Below are 18684 nucleotides of genomic sequence, written 5' to 3'. Positions count from 1 at the left end.
CCCGGGATTCGGAATTGGGGATTCGGGATTCGTCACCGCAACAGCCTGTGCTCTTGCCAATCCCGAATCCCCAATCCCCAATCCCGTACAATCGCGGCATGCCTTTAATCACTCTGCAAAGCGTCGACTACAGCGTCGGCGGCCCCTTGTTGCTGGAAAAAACCGACCTCACGATCGAGCCGGGCGAGCGTATCGCCCTGATCGGCCGCAACGGCGCCGGCAAATCGACCTTGATGAAACTGATTGCCGGCGAGCTCAAGCCCGACGACGGCGAAGTGCGCGTGCAGCAGGGTGTGCGCATCGCGCGGCTGGAGCAGGAGGTGCCGCAGGGCACCGGCGGCAGCGTGTTCGACGTGGTGGCCGACGGTCTGGGCGAGTTGGGCCATTGGTTGGCTGAATTCCACCAGCTCAGCCATGCCGAGGTCTTCGACGCCGACGCCTTCGGCAAGGTGCAGGCCAAGATCGATGCAGCCGACGGCTGGGCGCTGGACCAGCGTGTCACCGAGACGCTGACCAAGCTGGAACTGGATGGCGATGCGGAGTTCGCGCGGCTGTCCGGCGGCATGAAGCGGCGCGTGCTGCTGGCGCGCTCGCTGGTGTCCTCGCCGGATGTGCTGCTGCTGGACGAGCCGACCAACCATCTGGATATCGAAGCCATCGATTGGCTGGAAACCTTCCTGAAGGGCTGGAACGGCAGCGTGCTGTTCGTCACCCATGACCGGCGCTTCCTGCGTGCGTTGGCGACGCGCATCGTGGAAATCGACCGCGGCCAGGTTACCAGCTGGCCGGGCGACTGGGCCAATTACGAGCGGCGTCGCGAAGAGCGGCTCAATGCGCAGGCGCAGGAAAATGCGCGCTTCGACAAGTTGCTGGCGCAGGAAGAGATCTGGATCCGCCAGGGCATCAAGGCGCGTCGCACCCGCGACGAAGGCCGTGTGCGACGCCTGGAATCGATGCGCAACGAGCGCGTGCAGCGCCGCGATCTCACCGGCAATGTGCGCATGGAAGTCTCGCAGGGCGAGTCGTCCGGCAAGAAGGTGATCGAGGCCAAGGAGGTCGGCTTCGCCTTCGGTGCGCGCACCATGGTCAAGGATTTCTCCACCATCATCCAGCGCGGCGACCGCATCGGCCTGATCGGCCCCAACGGCAGCGGCAAGACCACCTTGCTCAAGCTGTTGCTGGGCGATCTGCAGGCGCAGGAAGGCGAGATCCGCATCGGCACCAACCTGCAGATCGCCTATTTCGACCAATACCGCTCGACGCTGCGCGAAGACTGGAGCGCGATCGAGAACGTGGCCGAAGGCCGCGATTTCCTGGAGATCAATGGCAAGCGCAAGCATGTGCATGCCTATCTGCAGGATTTTTTGTTCACCCCCGAGCGTGCGCGCGCACCGATCACGCGGCTGTCCGGCGGCGAGCGCAATCGCCTGCTGCTGGCACGGCTGTTCGCTCAGCCTTCCAACCTGCTGGTGATGGACGAACCGACCAACGACCTGGATGTGGAAACGCTGGAGCTGCTGGAAGAATTGCTGGGCGAATACAGCGGCACTTTGCTGCTGGTCAGCCATGACCGCGACTTCCTCGACAACGTGGTGACCTCCACGCTGGTGATGGAAGGCGATGGCCTGATCGGCGATTACATCGGTGGCTACAGCGATTCGCTGCGGCAGCGGCGCACGCCGGCGACCAGTGCGATGGCGGTCGCCAAGGCGTCTGCTACCGCGGCGCCAACCACGCCGGTTGCGGCGGCGCAGGTGGATGCCGCACCCAAGCGCAAGCTGGGCTACAAGGAAACGCGCGAGCTGGAACAGTTGCCGGCCCTGATCGAGACGCTGGAGCAGCAGGTTGCCGCGCTGACCGAGGCGATGAACGACCCGGGGTTCTATCAGCGCGACAGTGCGGCGATGACCGCGCACACCGACGCACTGAGCCAGGCGCAGGCGCAGCTGGACGCGGCCTATGCGCGCTGGAGCGAGCTGGATAGTTGACCGGCGTGCCGGCGCGCATGATGTGCCGGTACTGATCCACGTGTTCGGGTGATCGGCGCGCTGCGTGATGGGCGACGAGCGCGATCGGCCTGAGACGCGGCTGATCGGCCGTTGTGGTGTCCCGTGATTCTTAGGTGTCGTCAGCGCGCGTGCCCGGGCGAGGCACTTACCCGCAGGCGCTGGCCGGAGCGACGAACGCCGTAAAGGTCAGTGCACGCGCCGCCCAGCGCGTGGCGGCTTCATCGAGGATATCCAGCAACGTATCGCGGTCGTTCGGTGCGGCATTTGCCAGCGCGTCCGCACCATCGATCAACAGCGCATACCCGCGTGGCGACGGCAGCCATGCCAGGTCCTGCAAGGCATCGCTCAGCGCATCCCAGTTGCGGCCGAAGCTGGCGGGAAAATCCAGCTGGGTCGCCAGGCGCATCAGCAGCATGCGTTTGTCGCTGCAGGTGGCCAGGTCCACGCGCAGGATGCGCAGACCCGCGTCACGGGCAAGTGCGGCCATGGTGTCCAGGTCGTCGGTGTCGGCCTGATACACGCCCGACTGCTGCGGGTCGGACAGGTTCAGCGCGAAATCGCCTGCGCTCATGGTGCCTGCTCCGGCGTCGGGCCCTGGAACGCCTTGAAACTCTGGTAATGGTCGTCGCTGTAGTACCAGGCCTGCGGTGGCGTGCCTCCGGTGACGATGCGGCGCGCACCACGGTCGGCGCTACCGGGTGTATCGACGGTGTACTCGCGGTAATAGCCGCGCGGGCGCTCCGGCAGGCGATGTTCGCGGTTGCCGAACACCGCGCCATCCTGCGGATACGGAAATGGACCGCCGCGCTGGATCAGCACGATGGTGCCCATCGCTTCGGTGGGCAGGAAGGCGGGCAAGCGCGGCACCTGGCGTGCGACCGCTGCGGTGGCGATGGGTGCGCTGAGTTGCGGGGCAAACTGCGGCTTGGGCGTCTGCAGCGTGCGCATGCCCCACAAGCCGGCAACGAGCAGCACGATGGCGACGATCAGCAAAGCGGGTTTGCGCATGAAGATGATCCGTAAAGCGGGAATGTGTGCGGCAGAGCAAGTATGCCGCCGCGCGACTGTGTCGACTTTGAACGCGGCCGGGCACCTATACGGTTCACGCGCAAGTAACCGGGGCATGGTGCAAGGTGTGCAGCGAATACCGCGCGGCATGCGATGGGATGAAGTTTCCCTGCCAGCACCCTTGGTAAGCGCCGCCGCCGTCCTTACCATCTACCCCGCAACGCCCGGCCTTCGCCGGGCGGCAAGTCCAGGAGACACGCATGGCTTACACCCTTCCGCAGTTGCCTTATGCCTACGACGCGCTGGAACCGAACATCGATGCGCAGACGATGGAAATCCATCACACCAAGCATCACCAGACCTACATCAACAACGTCAATGCGGCGCTGGAAGGGACCGAGTATGCGGACCTGCCGATCGACGAACTGGTGTCCAAGCTGAAGAGCCTGCCGGAAAACCTGCAGGGCCCGGTGCGTAACAACGGTGGCGGCCACGCCAACCACTCGCTGTTCTGGACCGTGCTGTCGCCCAATGGTGGCGGCGAGCCCAAGGGCGAGGTCGCCAAGGCGATCGACAAGGACATCGGTGGCTTCGAGAAGTTCAAGGAAGCCTTCACCAAGGCCGCCGTCAGCCGCTTTGGCTCGGGTTGGGCGTGGTTGAGCGTGACCCCGGACAAGAAGCTGGTGGTGGAAAGCACCGCCAACCAGGACAGCCCGCTGTTCGAAGGCAACACCCCGATCCTGGGTCTGGACGTGTGGGAACACGCGTACTACCTGAAGTACCAGAACCGTCGCCCGGAATACATCGGCGCGTTCTACAACGCGGTCAACTGGGACGAAGTCGAGCGCCGCTACCACGCCGCGATCGCCTGAGTCTTGAGCTGACGCTGTAACGCAAGAAGGCCGGGAGCGACCCCGGCCTTCTTCGTTGTGCGGTCTACGTCGTAGGAGCGACCTCGGTCGCGATGGGCATTCCCGTGGAAAGCTCCATCGCGCGCAAGCGTGCTCCTACCGCAACCGAAGCGGCGCCGATCAGAACTTGGCGTCGAACTCGCGGGCGTAGCCGGTGTTGACGATGACCTTCTGCAGCGCGTCGCTGATCTTGATGTTGCCGGCCACGATCTGCTGGGTTTCCGGGCCCATGTTGTCCATGCGCGGCGGGATGGCGCCCTTGTAGTCGCAGACCCGGCCACCGGCCTCGCGCACCAGCAACACGCCGGCGGCGATGTCCCAGGCTTTGACGCCGGCTTCGAAGTAGGCATCGGCACGGCCGCAGGCCACATAGGCCAGGTCCAGCGCCGCCGAACCGGTGCGGCGCACGTCTTCGGCCTGCACCAGCAACGCATCCACGCACTTGAGCTGCGCGCTGGCGCGTGCACGCTCGCGCGGCGGGAAGCCGGTGTGGACCATGGCGCCTTCCAGATCCTTGCGCTCGGCGATGCGGATGCGGCGGTCGTTGAGCACCGCGCCGGCGCCACGGCTGGCAGTGAACAGCTCATTGCGCAGCGGGTCGAAGATCACCGCATCGGTGGGTTCGCCATTTTCCACCAGCGCGATCGACACGCAGTAATGCGGAAAGCCGCGCAGGTAATTGCTGGTGCCGTCGAGCGGGTCGATTACCCAGGTGTAGCGGCCACTCTTGCCGCCCTGCACGCCGCCTTCTTCGCCGAACACGGCGTACTCGGGGTAGCCGCGCTTGAGTTCCTTGATGATGACCTTCTCGGCATCGGCATCGACTTCGCTGGCGTAGTCCATGCGGCCTTTCTGCACCACGTTGAGTGCATCTAGCTTGTTGATACCGCGCAACAGCACATTGCCGGCGAGGCGGGCGGCTTTGACCATGACGGTGACGGCGGGTTTCTGCATGGTTAAAGCTCCCGTGAAGGCAGAATGGACGATGACGAAGGTAAAAGAGCGGTCCGGCGCCAAAGCCGGCCGCGCAGTTTACCATCTACGACCGAATCGCTCCCCAATCTCCGTTCATGTCCGTCACTCAGCGCATCCGTTTTGTTCTTGTCGGTACCCAGCATCCAGGCAACATCGGCGCCGCCGCACGTGCGATGAAAACGATGGGTGTGACGCGCCTGGTGCTGGTGGCGCCGGAACGTGCGCTCGACGAAGACGCCTACCGGCGCTCGGCCGGTGCTGAAGACGTGCTGGGTGATGCGCCGATTTTCGCGACCCTGGGCGAGGCAGTGGCCGATTGCACCCTGGTCATCGGCTGTACTGCGCGTGCGCGTCGGGTGGCGCTGGAAGAACTGCTGCCCGACGAAGGCGCGCAGCGCGCCCTGGCCAAGGCGGGCGAGCCGGCCGAAGTGGCGTTCGTGTTCGGCCGCGAGCGTACCGGCCTGACCAACGACGAATTGCAGCTCTGCCATGCCGCCGTGCATATCCCCTCCGACCCGCAGTTCAGTTCGCTCAATCTGGCCGCGGCGGTGCAGGTGCTGGCCTACGAAGTGCGGTTGGCGCAGCTGGCGTCCGGTGAGGCCGAACCGGTCGCTGCGGCCGCTGCCGGCCTGCGCGACGGCCCGGCCAGTCATGCGCAGCTGGAAGGCATGTTCGGCCAGCTGGGCGACACGCTGGACGAGATCGATTTCCACAAGGGGCGTGCGCCGGAGTCGGCGATGCGCAAGCTGCGACGGTTGCTGCTGCGTGCGGAGATGACCGAGCAGGAGGTGCGCCTGATCCGCGGCATCCTGTCGGACGCGCAGCGCATGGCCATGTTGGCCAGGCGCGCCGGAAACTGACGTCTGTCACATCTTTGAAGATTCGGCTAGGCTGTCCGCGGCTCTAGGGGAGTGTCGGTTTTGCGCGGTCTACGATGGTGTCTGAGTGCCTGCTGGCTGATCGCCGGCGCAGGCTTGGCCGTAACCGCTGCGGCAGCGCCTTCCCCGGTCCTGGTGCTAGGGCGGATCAGCGATGATCCGGCCACGCATTACGATCAACTCAAGCCGCTGCTGGACTATGTGGTGCCGCGCATGCGCGAGGTCGGCATCCGCCGCGGCGAGATCCTGATGGCACCGGATGCGCGGCAGATGTCCAGCTATCTGCGGCGCGGCCGGGTGGACTGGGTCAGCGAGACCACCGGTGCGGCAATGTTGCTGGAGCGGCGCGGCAGCGCGCATCCGCTGCTGATGACCGAGCGCGGCGGCGTGCGCGAGTTCCACACGGTGTTCTTCGTGCGCCGCGACAGTCCGATCCAGTCGCTCGGGCAACTGCGTGGGCACACCCTGGCCTTGCAGAACGCCTCGTCCACCAGTGGATATCTGGTGCCGATGCTGGAGCTGATGCGCAACGGTCTTGCCTGCGATGTGCTGCTGTCGCCGGACGACACCCAGGTGCTGGGCTCGGTCGGCTATCTGATGGTCGGCTCGAAATTGAACATCGCCGCGTTCGTGCACAAGCGGCTGGTCGATGCCGGGGCGTTCAGCAATCTCGATTGGGACGACGAGCGGCATCTGCCCCCGGTATTCCGGCGCGACTTCCGCATCGTCTACCGCAGTGCGCCGGTGCCGCGCGCGGTGGAGATGGTGCGCACCGGCATGGACCCGGCGGTGGAGCGCCGCCTGCGCATCGTGCTATTACAGGCCGCCTCCGACCCGAAGGCCGGGCCGGCACTCAAGCGGTTCTTCGGCACCAGCGCGTTTCATCCTGTGGATGGGCAGAGCCGCCGGCGTCTGGACGCATTGAGCGCGGGCCTGCAACACGTCAGGGATGAGATGGAATGAGTCAGGTGCGCTTCGGGTTGCAGGCACGTTTCCTGTTGGTCATGGCGCTGACCCTGCTGCTGGTCGGCGCGATCCTGGCTTCGCTGCTGCAACGCCAGAGCGCCATGCAGCGCGAGGTGCGGGGCTTGAGCGCGCAGATCCTGCATGAGCTGTTCGACCGCAGCCTGCGCACCCGTGGCGAGACGCTGGCCACCGAGCTGGCCTCCGGCCTGGCCAACCCGCTGTATTACTCCGACCTGGGTGCCGTGGGCGCGCTGGTGCGCAATGCCGCGCGCCAGCAGGTGGTCAGCTACGTGCTGGTGTTCGACCGCCGCGGCCGGCTGGTGCATGACGGCACGCCCACCCTGCAGCGCTACGGCCAGACCATGACCGACCCGCTGGCGGCCAAGGCGGTCAGCGCACGGGCGATGCTGCTGCAGTCCTCGCCCGAGGTGCTGGAGGTCACGGTACCGATCAAGATCGGCGACCAGCGCATCGGCGGGGTGCGCGTGGGCATGTCGCGCGAGCGTGTGCGCAGGATCGAGTCTGGCGCCAACCTGACCCTGGTCGAAAACCTCAACGCGATCGGCAAGCGCGATCTGGGTTGGCTGCTGGTGCTGCTGGCTGCGCTGGTGGGGTTGGGCGTGCTGCTGGCGATCTACGTGCAGCGCACGCTGGTGGCGCCGGTGCGGCTGCTGGCGGCGGCGGCGCGGCAGATCGAGCGCGGCGACTATGCCGTGCAGCTGCCGCCGCACCCGCGCAACGACGAGATCGGCGAGCTGATCTCTGCGTTCGGCCGCATGAGCGAGAGCATTGCCCGGCACGATCGCGAGGTGCGCCACATGGCCTACACCGACGCGCTGACCGGGCTGACCAACCGGCTGGGTTTCCGCGAGGGGCTGGACCATCTGCTCAATACCGCGCGCAGCACCGACAGCAAGCTGGCCTTGCTGTTTGCCGATATCGATGACTTCAAGCGCGTCAACGACACCCTGGGCCACGAGGCCGGCGACGAAGCCTTGCTGCAGTTCGCCAGCCGCATCAGTCGCGCGGTCTGCGCGCTGGGGGGCGACGACGCGATTCTGGCGCGCTTTGGCGGCGACGAGTTCGTGATCCTGCTGCAGAGCGGCGATGTCAGCTTGCTGGCCGCGCAGCTGGCGGACCGCCTGGTGCACGAATTGAGCCGCCCGTTGAACGTGCAGGGGCGCGAAGTGTTCCTGGGCACCTCGATCGGCATCACGCTGTTCCCCGACGATGCCAACGATGCCACCGCGCTGCTCAAGAACGGCGACATTGCGATGTACCAGGCCAAGGTCGCCGGCAAGAATTGCCACCGGTTCTACAGCCGTGCCGCCGACCATGCGGTCGAACGCCGCGTGCATATGGAGCACGAGCTGCGCGGTGCGTGGGAGCGCGACGAACTACGGCTGGTGTACCAGCCGATCTACCGCACCAGCGACCGCGTGCTGGTGGGCGTGGAGGTGCTGCTGCGCTGGCAGCATCCGGCGCTGGGCACGATCGCGCCGTCCACCTTCATCGACATCGCCGAGCAGAGCGGGTTGATCGAGGTGATCGGTCCCAAGGTCCTGCGTGCGGCCTGCCTGGAGGCGGCGCAGTGGCCGATGATGGGCGATGGGCTGTTCATTTCGGTCAACGTCTCGCCGCGGCAGTTGCGCAGCGGTGCGCTGATCGACACCGTGGCCGAGTGCCTGGCCGAGTCCGGGTTGCCAGCTGCCCGATTGCATCTGGAGCTCACCGAGACCGCGGTGATCGGCGACGAGATGATGGCGGCCAGCCTGCTCGACCAGCTGCACCGCACCGGCGTGAAAGTGTGGCTGGACGACTTCGGTACCGGTTTCTCCGGCCTGAGCCACCTGCGCCAGGTACCGGTGGACGGTGTCAAGATCGACAAGAGTTTCATCGCCGACCTGCAGCGCGACCCGGACGATCTGGCGCTGACCACCGCGATCATCAACATGGCCCATTCGCTGGGGATCACCGTGGTGGCCGAAGGCATCGAGCAGGAAGCGCAGTTCAACCTGCTGCGCGAGCGCGGCTGCGACCTGGGGCAGGGCTACTGGTTCAGCCGCCCGCTGAGCCCGGCGGACATGGTCAAGCTGATCGCGGCGGGGTGAGTGCGTGCATACGTCGCTTTAACGTGCCGCACCGCTGTGCGTAGGAGCGCCCTCGGGCGCGATGGAGCACTACCGGTAAGGCTGCATCGCGCCCAAGGGCGCTCCTACAGTGCACGTGAGCGCCGATGGCGGTGACGGTTACAGCGGGCGCTTGCCGGTGTCGCCGGGGATTTCGCGCACCAGGCGCGGGACCAGGTAGCCGGACAGGCGCGTGGCCAGTGCCGCATGCAGGGCACGTGCCCGGGTGTCGTCGACTTCGAAATGCGCCACGCCGGCCACGCGGTCGAGCTGGTGCAGGTAGTACGGCAGCACACCGGCCGCAAAGCTGCGCTCGCTCAGGGCGGCCAGCGCGTCCACGCTGTCGTTGACGCCGCGCAGCAGCACGGCCTGATTGAGCACCTGCGCGCCAGCGCCGCGCAGGGCATGCACGGCAGCGTCCACCGCGGCGTCGAACTCGTTGGCATGGTTGGCATGGATTACGAACGCCACCGGCCACGGCAGGCTGCGCAGCCAGGCCAGCAGCGCTGCGTCCACGCGTTCGGGCAGCACCACCGGCAGGCGGCTGTGGATGCGCAGGCGCTTGAGGTGCGGGATCCCGGCCAGGGCGTCGGTCAGTTCGACCAGCTTGGGCGTGGCCAGCGACAGCGGGTCGCCACCGGAGAGCAGTACTTCGTCGATGCCCGGGTCGGCCGCGATCGCGGCCACGGCCGCGCGCCAGCCGTCGCGGGCGGCGGTTTCGTCTGCATACGGGAAGTGGCGACGGAAGCAGTAGCGGCAGTGCACCGCGCAACTACCGGTGGCGATCAGCAAGGCACGGCCGCGGTATTTCTGGATCACCCCGGCGGCGGTTTTTGCAGCCGCATCGCCGACCGCATCCAGGCCGAAGCCGGGAACCGGCTGCATCTCCGCGTCCAGCGGCAGCACCTGGCGCAGCAGCGGGTCGTTGAGGTCGCCAGGCCGCATCCGGGCCACGAACGCGTGCGGCACCCGCAGCGGGAACTGCGCCGCCGCTTCATCGCTGATGCCGGCGGCCTGCGCCTCCAGGCCCAGCAGCGCCAGCAGGGCGCGCGGGTCGCGCACGGCGTCGCGCCACTGCTGTTGCCAGCGCGGCGGCTGCAGGATGGGGAGCGGGGACGGCTGCAAGGCGAGGGGGGCTGCGGTTATCATGTGCGGTCACAAAACCAATGCCCGCCGGTGATGGCGGGCGCCCCATTCTAATCCGACCCGCCCCAGAGTGGCGGGTCGTGGTCTTATCGAGGAGCTGCACCATGGCCACTGTTGGCATGAACGATGTCAAGAACGGCATGAAGATCCTGGTCAATAACGAACCGGCGGTCATCACCGAGACCGAGTACGTCAAGCCGGGCAAGGGCCAGGCCTTCACCCGCATGAAGTACCGCTTCATCAAGTCCGGGCGCGTGGTCGAAATGACCATGAAGGCGACCGACGACGTGGAAGTGGCCGACGTGGTCGACACCGACATGCGCTACCTGTACAGCGATGGCGAGTACTGGCACTTCATGGACCCGGAATCCTTCGAGCAGGTGCAGGCCGACAAGGCCGGCATGGGCGGCGCCGAGAAGTGGCTCAAGGGCGAGGAAGACTGCATCGTGACGCTGTGGAACGGCGCGCCGATCTGGGTCCAGCCGCCGAACTTCGTCGAGCTCAAGATCACCGAGACCGACCCGGGCGTGCGTGGCGATACCTCCGGCGGCGGCGGCAAGCCGGCCACGCTGGAAACCGGTGCCGTGGTGCGCGTGCCGCTGTTCGTCAACCAGGACGAAGTGATCAAGGTCGACACCCGCTCGGGCGAATACTCCGCGCGCGTCAAGTAACCGCATGCGCGCCGGACACTGGCTGGAGCGAGCGCGACGCGATGCCGGTGTCCCGTGGGTCGTGGGCGGCGTGCTGTGCGCCGCGCTGGCCGCCTGCCCGGCGCTTGCCCACGCGGCCGCCGCAACCTGCGATGCACGCAGCATTGCAGCGGTGGCGCAGGCCGACGTATTCGACGGCGCCGTCGCTACGGCGCCAGACGATCGCGTGGTGGCGCAGACCTGCAAGCTCTGGCCCTACGATGCGACGATCCGGCTGGCGGCCATCGCGTTTGCCGCCGATGCCGCCGCGCCAGGCGAGCGTGAACTGCAATTGCGCGTTGCCCTGCTGGACGCCGCCAGCGGCAAGGTGCTGGCCGGCTATACGCAGGCCCTGGGCGAAGACGCCGCCTTCGAGCTTGATGCCGACAGCCTGCGTCTGGATACCGCGCGCTACGACGTGGCGCCCGGGACGCGCGCGATCGGCGTGGTCGTGCACAGCGTCGCGCGTGGGCCCAGTTGCCCGGATTTCAGCAGCGAGGATGCACTGACCCTGCTGGTCCGCGACGGACGCACGCTGCGCCCGGTGCTGCAACGCGATCTGTCGCTCTGGCAGCGCGTCAAGGGCGAACCCTGCAGTCCGGGGCAGGGCGGGGTGATCACCGAAAGTGCAGAGCTGGCCCTGGCGATGGCACCGCAGTCACACGCCGGCTATGCGGACATCGTCCTGACCGCAAACATCCGCACCCTTGAGAGCGTGACCGGCGGCGGCCCCGATGCCGAACGCACGCGTCGCGCACGGCAGCTGTTGCGCTACGACGGAACACGCTATGTGGCGACCTCCGGCGGCAATGCCAGCTGGCCGTTCGGCAACTAACCTTCTATGGATCCGCTCATGACCAATGCTCCCCCAGAACCGTGCGACCTGCTGATCGAAGCCGGCTACGTGGTGCCGATCGAACCGCATGCGGTGGTCCTCGAAGATCATGCCGTGGCCGTGCGCGGCGGCGTGATCGTGGCGATCCTGCCGACTGCGCAGGCACGCGCGCGCTTTGCGCCGGCCCAGACCGTGTCGCGCCCGGACGCGGCGCTGATGCCGGGCCTGGTCAACGCGCATACGCACAACCCGATGACGCTGCTGCGCGGCGTCGCCGACGACCTGCCGTTGATGGTGTGGCTGCAGCAGCACATCTGGCCGGTGGAAGCGGCGGTGATCGGGCCGGAGTTCGTCGCCGACGGCACCACGCTGGCGATCGCCGAGATGCTGCGCGGCGGCACCACCTGCGTCAACGAAAACTACTTCTTTGCCGATGTGCAGGCAGCGGTCTACAAGCAGCACGGGTTCCGCGCACTGGTCGGTGCGGTGATCATCGATTTCCCCACCGCGTGGGCGTCGTCGGACGATGAGTATTTCGCGCGTGCCGGCGAGTTGCACGACCAGTGGCGCGACGATCCGTTGATCAGCACCGCGTTCGCGCCGCATGCGCCGTACACGGTGAACGATGCCAACTTCGAACGCGTGCGCATGCTCGCCGACCAGCTGGACATGCCGGTGCATCTGCATACGCATGAAACCGCGCAGGAAGTGGCCGACTCGATCACGCAGTACGGGCAGCGCCCGCTGGCGCGCCTGGACCGGCTTGGCCTGGTCAACGACCGCCTGATCGCCGTGCACATGACCCAGCTCACCGATGCCGAAATCCACCTGTGCGCCGAGCGCGGCGTCAGCGTGGTGCATTGCCCGGAATCCAACCTCAAGCTGGCTTCGGGGTTTTGTCCGGCTTGCGCGCTGCAGCGTGCAGGCGTGAACCTGGCCATCGGCACCGACGGCTGCGCCAGCAACAACGACCTGGACATGTTCAGCGAGAATCGCACCGCCGCCATCCTGGCCAAGGCGGTGGCCAACGATGCCACCGCCCTGGACGCGGCGACCACGCTGCGCGCGGCCACGCTGGGCGGTGCACGTGCGTTGGGCTTCGGCGACAGGATCGGCTCGATCGAAGTCGGCAAGCAGGCCGACCTGGTCTGCGTGGATCTTGCCGCACTGGAAACCCAGCCGCTGCATCATGTGTTGTCGCAGCTGATCTACGCGGCCGGCCGGCATCAGGTCACCGATGTGTGGATCGCCGGCAAGCCCAAGCTGGTGCAGCGCGAGCTGATCGACATGGATACCGCGGCCCTCGTCGCCAACGCGCGGCAATGGCGCGACCGCATCCGCACCGTCCGCGCCTGAGCGCGCGTCATCGCATCCCGGAGTTCCGCATGAATCCCACGACCCACTCCAGTTCCACCAACTTCCATCAGGCCGAACTGGACAAGTTTGCCGCACTGGCCAACCGCTGGTGGGACGCAGACGGCCCGCAGAAGCCGCTGCATGCGCTCAACCCGGTGCGTCTGCAGTACGTGTCCGCACGCCAGCAGCTGGCCGGCGCGCGCGTGCTCGATGTGGGGTGCGGCGGCGGCCTGCTCAGCGAGTCGATGGCACGCCTGGGCGCGCAGGTCACCGCGATCGATCTGGCGCCGGAGCTGGTCAAGGTGGCGCGCCTGCACAGCCTGGAATCGGGCGTGCAGGTGGACTACCGCGTGCAGTCGGTGGAAGACCTGGCGGCCGAACAGCCAGGCAGTTTCGATGCGGTGACCTGCATGGAAATGCTCGAACACGTGCCGGACCCGACCGCGATCATCCGCGCCTGCGCCAGCCTGCTCAAGCCGGGCGGCAAGCTGTTCCTGTCCACGCTCAACCGCACCCCGGCCGCGTTCGCGCTGGCGGTGGTGGGCGCCGAATACATCGCGCGGCTGCTGCCCAAGGGCACCCATCACTACAAGGATTTCATCAAGCCGGCAGAGCTGGCGGCCTGGTTGCGCAATGCCGAGCTGCAGCTGGACGACGTCAGCGGCATGCTCTACGAGCCGTGGCGCAACCGCGCGCGGTTGTCTTCGCGCACCGAGGTCAATTACCTGGCGTATGCGGTAAAGCCGTGACGGGCAGGCAGTCGCGAGTTGGGAGCCGGGAGTCGCAACGGCGGTTGGCAGGGATCTTGATGGATCCCGGCGCAGGTCCGGTTGCGGATCGCCGCGTGATGGCGGTGGTCCTGTGAGCCTTCCGCGCGCGGCGTTGTTCGATCTGGATGGCACCTTGCTGGATAGCGCGCCGGACATGCTGGCGACCGTCAACGCGATGCTGGCGGCACGCGCCCGTGCGCCGCTGGCGTTGGAACAGTTGCGTCCGGTGGTGTCGAAAGGGGCGCGTGCCATGCTGGGCGTGGCGTTTGCCGAGCTCGATGCCGATGCGCGCACGGCCCTGGTGCCGGAATTTCTGCAGCGTTATGAAGGCTTGATCGGCACGCAGTCGCAGCTGTTCGATGGTATCGAGGCGCTGTTGTCGCGGCTGGACGATGCCGGCTGCAGCTGGGGCGTGGTGACCAACAAGCCCGAATACCTTGCGCGTCTGATCCTGCCGCAACTTGGGTGGCAGCAGCGCTGCGCCGTGTTGATCGGTGGCGACAGCCTGCCCGAGCGCAAGCCGCATCCGTTGCCGCTGCTGACCGCTGCCGAACGCATCGCTGTGGCGCCTGCGCAGTGCGTCTATGTTGGCGATGACGAACGCGACATCGTTGCAGCGCGCGCGGCCGGCATGCCGTCGGTGGCGGTGTTGTGGGGCTATCGTTTACATGACGATGCACCATCGCGCTGGCAGGCCGATGTGCTGGTGGAGCATCCGCAGCAGTTGTGGGACCCGGCGACATGGCCGCAGACCTGATCTTCTTTCGCTTTTTTTCGGACCAGCCATGAGCCAATCCAGTGCTCTCGACAGTTTTCTCGACAAGTGGCGCACCCGCTGGCCGGAGTGGTCGGTTGCCGAGCCTTTCGTTCCCGAACCGCAGCGGCGCCTGAGCGCTGCCTGGTTTGCGTTGCTGCAGGAATGGGAGGACATCATGAACATCGCCGGCGACCCGTTGCCGGCCGATGCCAAGCTGGCCTGGTGGCAGCAGGAGCTGCGCGACTGGTCCAGCCAGCGCTCGCGTCACCCATTGGGGCGCGTGCTGGAGCCGGTACGTGCGCCGTGGGCGCAACTGGCCGACACCTTGCCCGCGATGCAGGCCGCGCGTGTGCAGCCTGCATCGTTGCAGCAGGCACTGGAGCAGCTGCGTGACTTCGCCCAGGCAGTGGTTGCGGTGGAAGCGGTGCTGTTTGCGCGTGCACAGCCGGGCGATGCCACGGCGGTGGCGGTGCAATGGCTGGACGCACGCCAGCGCGTGGCCGGCGATAGCGCAGCGCCTGGCGGCGTGACCACGGTGGCATGGCGCACGCAGTTGCTGCGTGCGTGGCCGCGCAAGCCGGCCCTGGCGCGACCGCACCGGGTATGGTCGCGGCTGGCACGGCTGCGCCTGCAGCGCGAGCTGGCCGGCAAGGCGGCCTATCCGCCGCCGGTCCAGCAGCTGTGGCATAGCTGGCGGGCTGCCAGCGGCTCGGCGTGAAACGCCCGCTGGCTGCATCCTGCTGGAATGCAGCCACCGGGCTTCAGGGCGCACGCGTGGCCGCGATCAGATCGGCGAATCGGGCAGCACGGTGTGGTACGCAATGAAGGCATTGCTGCAGTCCAGCGGCTTGCCCGGACCGGGCGTGCCCTGCAGCTGCACATCGTCCGGCATCGAGGCCGTGAGCTGGTCGTAGAAGCTCACCGGGCCGCCGTTGAAGCTGAAATGCACCGCACCCGGATTGCTGGCCGGTCCGCCGAAGTGGGGCTGCGCAAAGCTGACCTTGCCGCCATCGAGCACGACATTGTCCAGCGACAGGGTGATCGGCCGCGTGGTGCTGGCATCGCGATACCCGTAAAAGCTCAGTTCGCCGGCGCCGAGGGTCGTTGAACCCAGCGAATGCACATTGCGCAGCGAGATGCCGCTGAACTGCGGGATCTTGCCGTGCACGGCCGCGTTGGCGTAGTTGGCATCGAACACCAGCGGACGCGCGACGCCGCGCATGCAGATGGTGTCGAAACTGATGTCGGAGACCTGCCCGCCACGCGAGGCGTCTGACTTGATGCGCAGGCCATTGGCCGAATACGGGTCGCGCGCAACGTCGTTGGCGTTGAAGCCGTCGATGCTCAAGCCGCGCACGGCGATGTGGCGCATGCCGGCGTCGGTTTCGCTGCCCAGCGAAAAGCCATGCGTGAAATAGAACTGGTTGTAGGCGAACAGCATGTTCTCCGAGGCGATGACGCGCGTGGCCTTGGCCCCTGCCTTGATGGCCACGCCATCATCGCCGGTGCCGATGTACGAATAGGCCAGCAGCACGTTCTTCGACTGGCCAGGGTCGAATCCGTCGGTATTCTTGGCGGTTTCCGGGGTAAAACAGGTCGCATGCGGATTGACGTCCGGCGTGCTGCCGGCCGGGCAGCGGTACCCGGGGCGCGAATACACCAGGCTGGGCGCCAGGATCTTGATGCCCCATGCAGTCAGCCCCACCACGTTGTCGCTGATGACGTGGAAGTTGGGCGAGTTTTCCAGGGTGATGTCGTACAGCGTTACGTCGGTGCTGTTGTCGATCTGCATCAGGCGCGGCACGTGCTGGCTCAAGCCCTTGGTGACGTTGAGATAGGCAAGATCCCACCAGCTGGCCTTGCCGGCATTGGGCCCGGCGGTGAGCGTGCTTCCGCCGCGGCCGTCGATCTTGCCGGCGCCGACGATGGCGCTGTTGGCGGTGTCGGAAAAATGGATCAGCGGATTGCACGACTTGGCCTTGTCAGTGGTGGCGGTACCGCAGGTGCCCAGGCCGTTGTCATAGTCCTGCGGATTACGCGAGGCGAACACGGTGACGTTGCGGTCGATCCACAACGTGACGCCGCTCTTGATGGTGAGCGGGCCGGTCAACAGGCCCGACTCGCCTGCATCGCCGGGGACCAGATGCACCGCGCTGCCCGCCGGGCAATCGTCGATGGCGGCCTGCAGGCGCGCGGTATCGCGCTTGGAGCGCGCCGGATCCTGATCGAGCGCATCCAGTGAACCGGCAACCGGCACCAGGGCCGCCTTGAGCGTGCTGCAGATCTGTGTCGGCAGCGTCGGCTGCCGGATCACGCCCCAGCTGGTGGAGATGCTGTGCGCGCTATCGGCATCCGCCTGCGCATGTGGTGGTGCGGCGCCGGCCTGGAGGCTGATCAGGCCAATCAATGCCACGGTCAGTGGCGCGCGGGTGAGAGAGGTGGGGCTAGGCATTGGGAGTGCTCCGGGGAGGACAGGACGCGCCTGCCCGATCTGTGCACGGCAGCCACCTGCGGTCATGACGGTGGCGTGGTTGCATGCAGTTGCACGGGCGGCGGTTTGATGCCCCGCGGTGCCGATCGGTCAGGTGCGGGCGCCAGCGTGGCGCCTTGCCCCGCTGCCCGGCGTCGGCGGGGCGAACTCAGCACCGTCTTGCCGAAGCCAGCAATGCATTGCTGCAATTCCGTGGCGCACCGCACTCAACGGCACGGCAGCAACAAGACCAGAGGGCCTGTTGGCCTGGCGCGTCGCGCGCCAGGCCAACGGGCGCTGGTTGCAGTGCCGGGCGTCATCGCGCCCTTGAAAGCCACGCGCGTCGTCCAGGACGCTGTTGCAGACAGCTCAGTCGGCGGCGCCTGCACCGCTGTTGCCGTACTCATAGAAACGGTTTGCGGAGTTGGCACAGCCGCTGCTGCAGAACGGACGGTTGGCCGTGGATGCATTCCACGGCGCCGCCTTGCGGATGTGGCTGCCCAGGGTGGAATCGCGCACCGTGACTTGGCCGTTGGGCGAGGTGCCGTTGACATACGCGCTCAGGCCGCTGACACCTTCGTCCCAGGCACGGCCCAGGTAGGTCTGGTTGTCGGGCGAGCCGGACAATGCAACGAACCTGCTGTTGATCACCAGGAAGCCGTATGTGCTACCTGGCCGCGTACTGGGTGCGAAGATGTAACCGCCTCGGGTGGCGCCCAGACGCGAACCTACGGAGCGGATGTTCGAGCTGTCGAACACGCCGATGCCCGAGCCGAAGATGAAGTCGACATCTCCATCGATCGTACTGTTCTTGAAATACGCGCGATTCACGTTGGCTGCGTTGGTCGCGCTGATCAGCAAGGTGTCCTGGTTGCCCTGTACAACTACATCTTCGAAACTTGCCTTGTCGCCGCGCACGGCCAGTGCGACCGCCGACTGGTTTACGTCTGCGAAGGTACCTTCGATGTAGCTGTTTTCAATGCGCAGATGGCGCGCCTGGAAGTCGGCGGCGCGCACCGTCACCGTGGCGCTGTTGGACGTGCCGACCGTGGTCGCCGCCGCATTGCTGGCGCAGGCGTGGCTGGCGGTGCCCGCCGGCTTGGGCGTGGGGTTGGCGTTGTTGAAGCGAATGACGGTGTCGCCTGCGGACGCGCCCAGCCCGAACAGCGTCAACGGCGGCGCGTTGGCCGGCACGCAGACCAGCTCGGTGTAGGTGCCCGCCTTGATGCTGATGTAGCGGCGCGTGGTGCCACCGGCGGTCACCGCTGCATCGATCGCCGATTGCACGCTGCGGTAATTGGTGGAGCCGTCCGCGGCCACGGCGTAGTCGGCAGTGAGCAGCGCCACGCCGGCGGTGGGATTCCAGTTGTCGGTGACCGGTGCGGTGATTGGCCCGGTCTTGGCCAGTGCCTGGGTGATCGTATAGGTGCTGGCTTCGCTGCGGGTGAGCTGCGGCCGCGTGGCGGTGCCGGTGAGTGCTGATGCATCGACGCTGACAAGCGTCAGCAATGCAGCGGCGATGCAGGTCGTGCGCAAGGACGGGACGGACATGGTGAGGTGCTCGCTTGGGAAGGGATGCGTGCATACCTGTGAAATGCCGGCAGATGCCGGCAGTTCTAGTGGATGGCCGCCACGTCGCAGCGGCCATCCACTCGAACTCACGTCAGTCGCCGCACGCGGGGCAGGGCGATGGTACTGCCGGGCTCGCTTGTGGATGACCGACGGTGCGAAGCAATGTACGAGATGTGCGGGGTGATCACGGTTTGCAACGGGACCAGGTCCCGG

The 18684-nt window shown here is 66.7% G+C and carries 17 protein-coding genes; 11 read left to right on the top strand and 6 right to left on the bottom strand.

Annotated features, from left to right (window positions below):
* Positions 1 to 98: 98 nt before the first annotated feature.
* Positions 99 to 1988, top strand: coding sequence for an ATP-binding cassette domain-containing protein (locus tag RZV17_RS11675; protein ID WP_355603546.1), 1890 nt, complete (start codon positions 99 to 101; stop codon positions 1986 to 1988).
* A 166-nt stretch (positions 1989 to 2154) separates the two neighbouring features.
* Here the strand turns inward: RZV17_RS11675 and RZV17_RS11670 are convergent, their stop codons facing one another.
* Both RZV17_RS11670 and RZV17_RS11665 read right to left on the bottom strand, forming a co-directional pair.
* A complete protein-coding gene (locus RZV17_RS11670; RefSeq protein WP_039407647.1) occupies positions 2155 to 2580 on the bottom strand; it encodes a barstar family protein in 426 nt (141 codons plus the stop codon).
* Positions 2577 to 3017, bottom strand: coding sequence for a ribonuclease (locus RZV17_RS11665; protein ID WP_104579640.1), 441 nt, complete (start codon positions 3015 to 3017; stop codon positions 2577 to 2579). The genes RZV17_RS11670 and RZV17_RS11665 overlap by 4 nt, the downstream gene beginning before the upstream one ends.
* 260 nt (positions 3018 to 3277) lie before the next feature.
* Here RZV17_RS11665 and RZV17_RS11660 point away from each other — a divergent pair, with 260 nt between their 5' ends.
* Positions 3278 to 3889, top strand: coding sequence for a superoxide dismutase (locus tag RZV17_RS11660; RefSeq protein WP_039407641.1), 612 nt, complete (start codon positions 3278 to 3280; stop codon positions 3887 to 3889).
* Between the two features lie 159 nt (positions 3890 to 4048).
* Here the strand turns inward: RZV17_RS11660 and RZV17_RS11655 are convergent, their stop codons facing one another.
* Positions 4049 to 4882: an inositol monophosphatase family protein gene (locus tag RZV17_RS11655; RefSeq protein WP_355603542.1), complete on the bottom strand. Its 834-nt coding sequence runs from the start codon at positions 4880 to 4882 to the stop codon at positions 4049 to 4051.
* Positions 4883 to 4998: 116 nt separating this feature from the next.
* On the opposite strand from RZV17_RS11655, the gene RZV17_RS11650 reads away from it, so the two are divergent.
* From RZV17_RS11650 to RZV17_RS11640, 3 genes are read left to right on the top strand one after another with little or no spacing between them, the layout of a single operon-like run.
* Positions 4999 to 5763 (top strand): RNA methyltransferase, encoded by a 765-nt coding sequence (locus tag RZV17_RS11650; RefSeq protein WP_179455994.1) that lies wholly within the window; start codon positions 4999 to 5001, stop codon positions 5761 to 5763.
* A 51-nt stretch (positions 5764 to 5814) separates the two neighbouring features.
* Positions 5815 to 6744 carry a phosphate/phosphite/phosphonate ABC transporter substrate-binding protein gene (locus RZV17_RS11645; protein WP_047697830.1) on the top strand — a complete coding sequence of 310 codons (930 nt, stop codon included), beginning with the start codon at positions 5815 to 5817 and terminating at the stop codon, positions 6742 to 6744.
* Complete coding sequence (locus RZV17_RS11640) at positions 6741 to 8858, top strand: bifunctional diguanylate cyclase/phosphodiesterase (protein ID WP_104579642.1); 2118 nt, start codon at positions 6741 to 6743, stop codon at positions 8856 to 8858. Before RZV17_RS11645 ends, RZV17_RS11640 begins: the two co-directional genes overlap by 4 nt.
* 138 nt (positions 8859 to 8996) lie before the next feature.
* Here RZV17_RS11640 and epmB read toward each other — a convergent pair whose 3' ends face one another.
* On the bottom strand, positions 8997 to 10025 hold the full coding sequence (epmB, locus tag RZV17_RS11635) for an EF-P beta-lysylation protein EpmB (protein ID WP_179455993.1): 1029 nt from the start codon (positions 10023 to 10025) through the stop codon (positions 8997 to 8999).
* Between the two features lie 101 nt (positions 10026 to 10126).
* Here epmB and efp point away from each other — a divergent pair, with 101 nt between their 5' ends.
* From efp to RZV17_RS11605, 6 genes are all read left to right on the top strand, one after another.
* A complete protein-coding gene (efp, locus tag RZV17_RS11630) occupies positions 10127 to 10693 on the top strand; it encodes an elongation factor P (RefSeq protein WP_039407624.1) in 567 nt (188 codons plus the stop codon).
* Between the two features lie 4 nt (positions 10694 to 10697).
* Complete coding sequence (locus RZV17_RS11625; protein ID WP_233548906.1) at positions 10698 to 11546, top strand: hypothetical protein; 849 nt, start codon at positions 10698 to 10700, stop codon at positions 11544 to 11546.
* 18 nt (positions 11547 to 11564) lie between these two features.
* Positions 11565 to 12902, top strand: coding sequence for a TRZ/ATZ family hydrolase (locus RZV17_RS11620; protein ID WP_047697848.1), 1338 nt, complete (start codon positions 11565 to 11567; stop codon positions 12900 to 12902).
* 29 nt (positions 12903 to 12931) lie between these two features.
* Complete coding sequence (ubiG, locus tag RZV17_RS11615; RefSeq protein WP_039407691.1) at positions 12932 to 13651, top strand: bifunctional 2-polyprenyl-6-hydroxyphenol methylase/3-demethylubiquinol 3-O-methyltransferase UbiG; 720 nt, start codon at positions 12932 to 12934, stop codon at positions 13649 to 13651.
* A gap of 112 nt (positions 13652 to 13763) precedes the next feature.
* Positions 13764 to 14429 carry a phosphoglycolate phosphatase gene (locus RZV17_RS11610; RefSeq protein ID WP_355603537.1) on the top strand — a complete coding sequence of 222 codons (666 nt, stop codon included), beginning with the start codon at positions 13764 to 13766 and terminating at the stop codon, positions 14427 to 14429.
* 28 nt (positions 14430 to 14457) lie between these two features.
* Positions 14458 to 15147, top strand: coding sequence for a phytoene/squalene synthase family protein (locus RZV17_RS11605; protein ID WP_166748729.1), 690 nt, complete (start codon positions 14458 to 14460; stop codon positions 15145 to 15147).
* A 66-nt stretch (positions 15148 to 15213) separates the two neighbouring features.
* Here RZV17_RS11605 and RZV17_RS11600 read toward each other — a convergent pair whose 3' ends face one another.
* Both RZV17_RS11600 and RZV17_RS11595 read right to left on the bottom strand, forming a co-directional pair.
* A complete protein-coding gene (locus RZV17_RS11600; RefSeq protein WP_355603534.1) occupies positions 15214 to 16881 on the bottom strand; it encodes a glycosyl hydrolase family 28 protein in 1668 nt (555 codons plus the stop codon).
* A 387-nt stretch (positions 16882 to 17268) separates the two neighbouring features.
* On the bottom strand, positions 17269 to 18408 hold the full coding sequence (locus tag RZV17_RS11595) for a putative acyl-CoA thioester hydrolase (protein WP_355609332.1): 1140 nt from the start codon (positions 18406 to 18408) through the stop codon (positions 17269 to 17271).
* Positions 18409 to 18684 lie beyond the last annotated feature (276 nt).

The sequence above is a fragment of the Xanthomonas cannabis genome (assembly GCF_040616535.1).
Taxonomy (GTDB): domain Bacteria; phylum Pseudomonadota; class Gammaproteobacteria; order Xanthomonadales; family Xanthomonadaceae; genus Xanthomonas; species Xanthomonas cannabis.
This window is presented reverse-complemented; position numbering and strand designations above follow the sequence as displayed.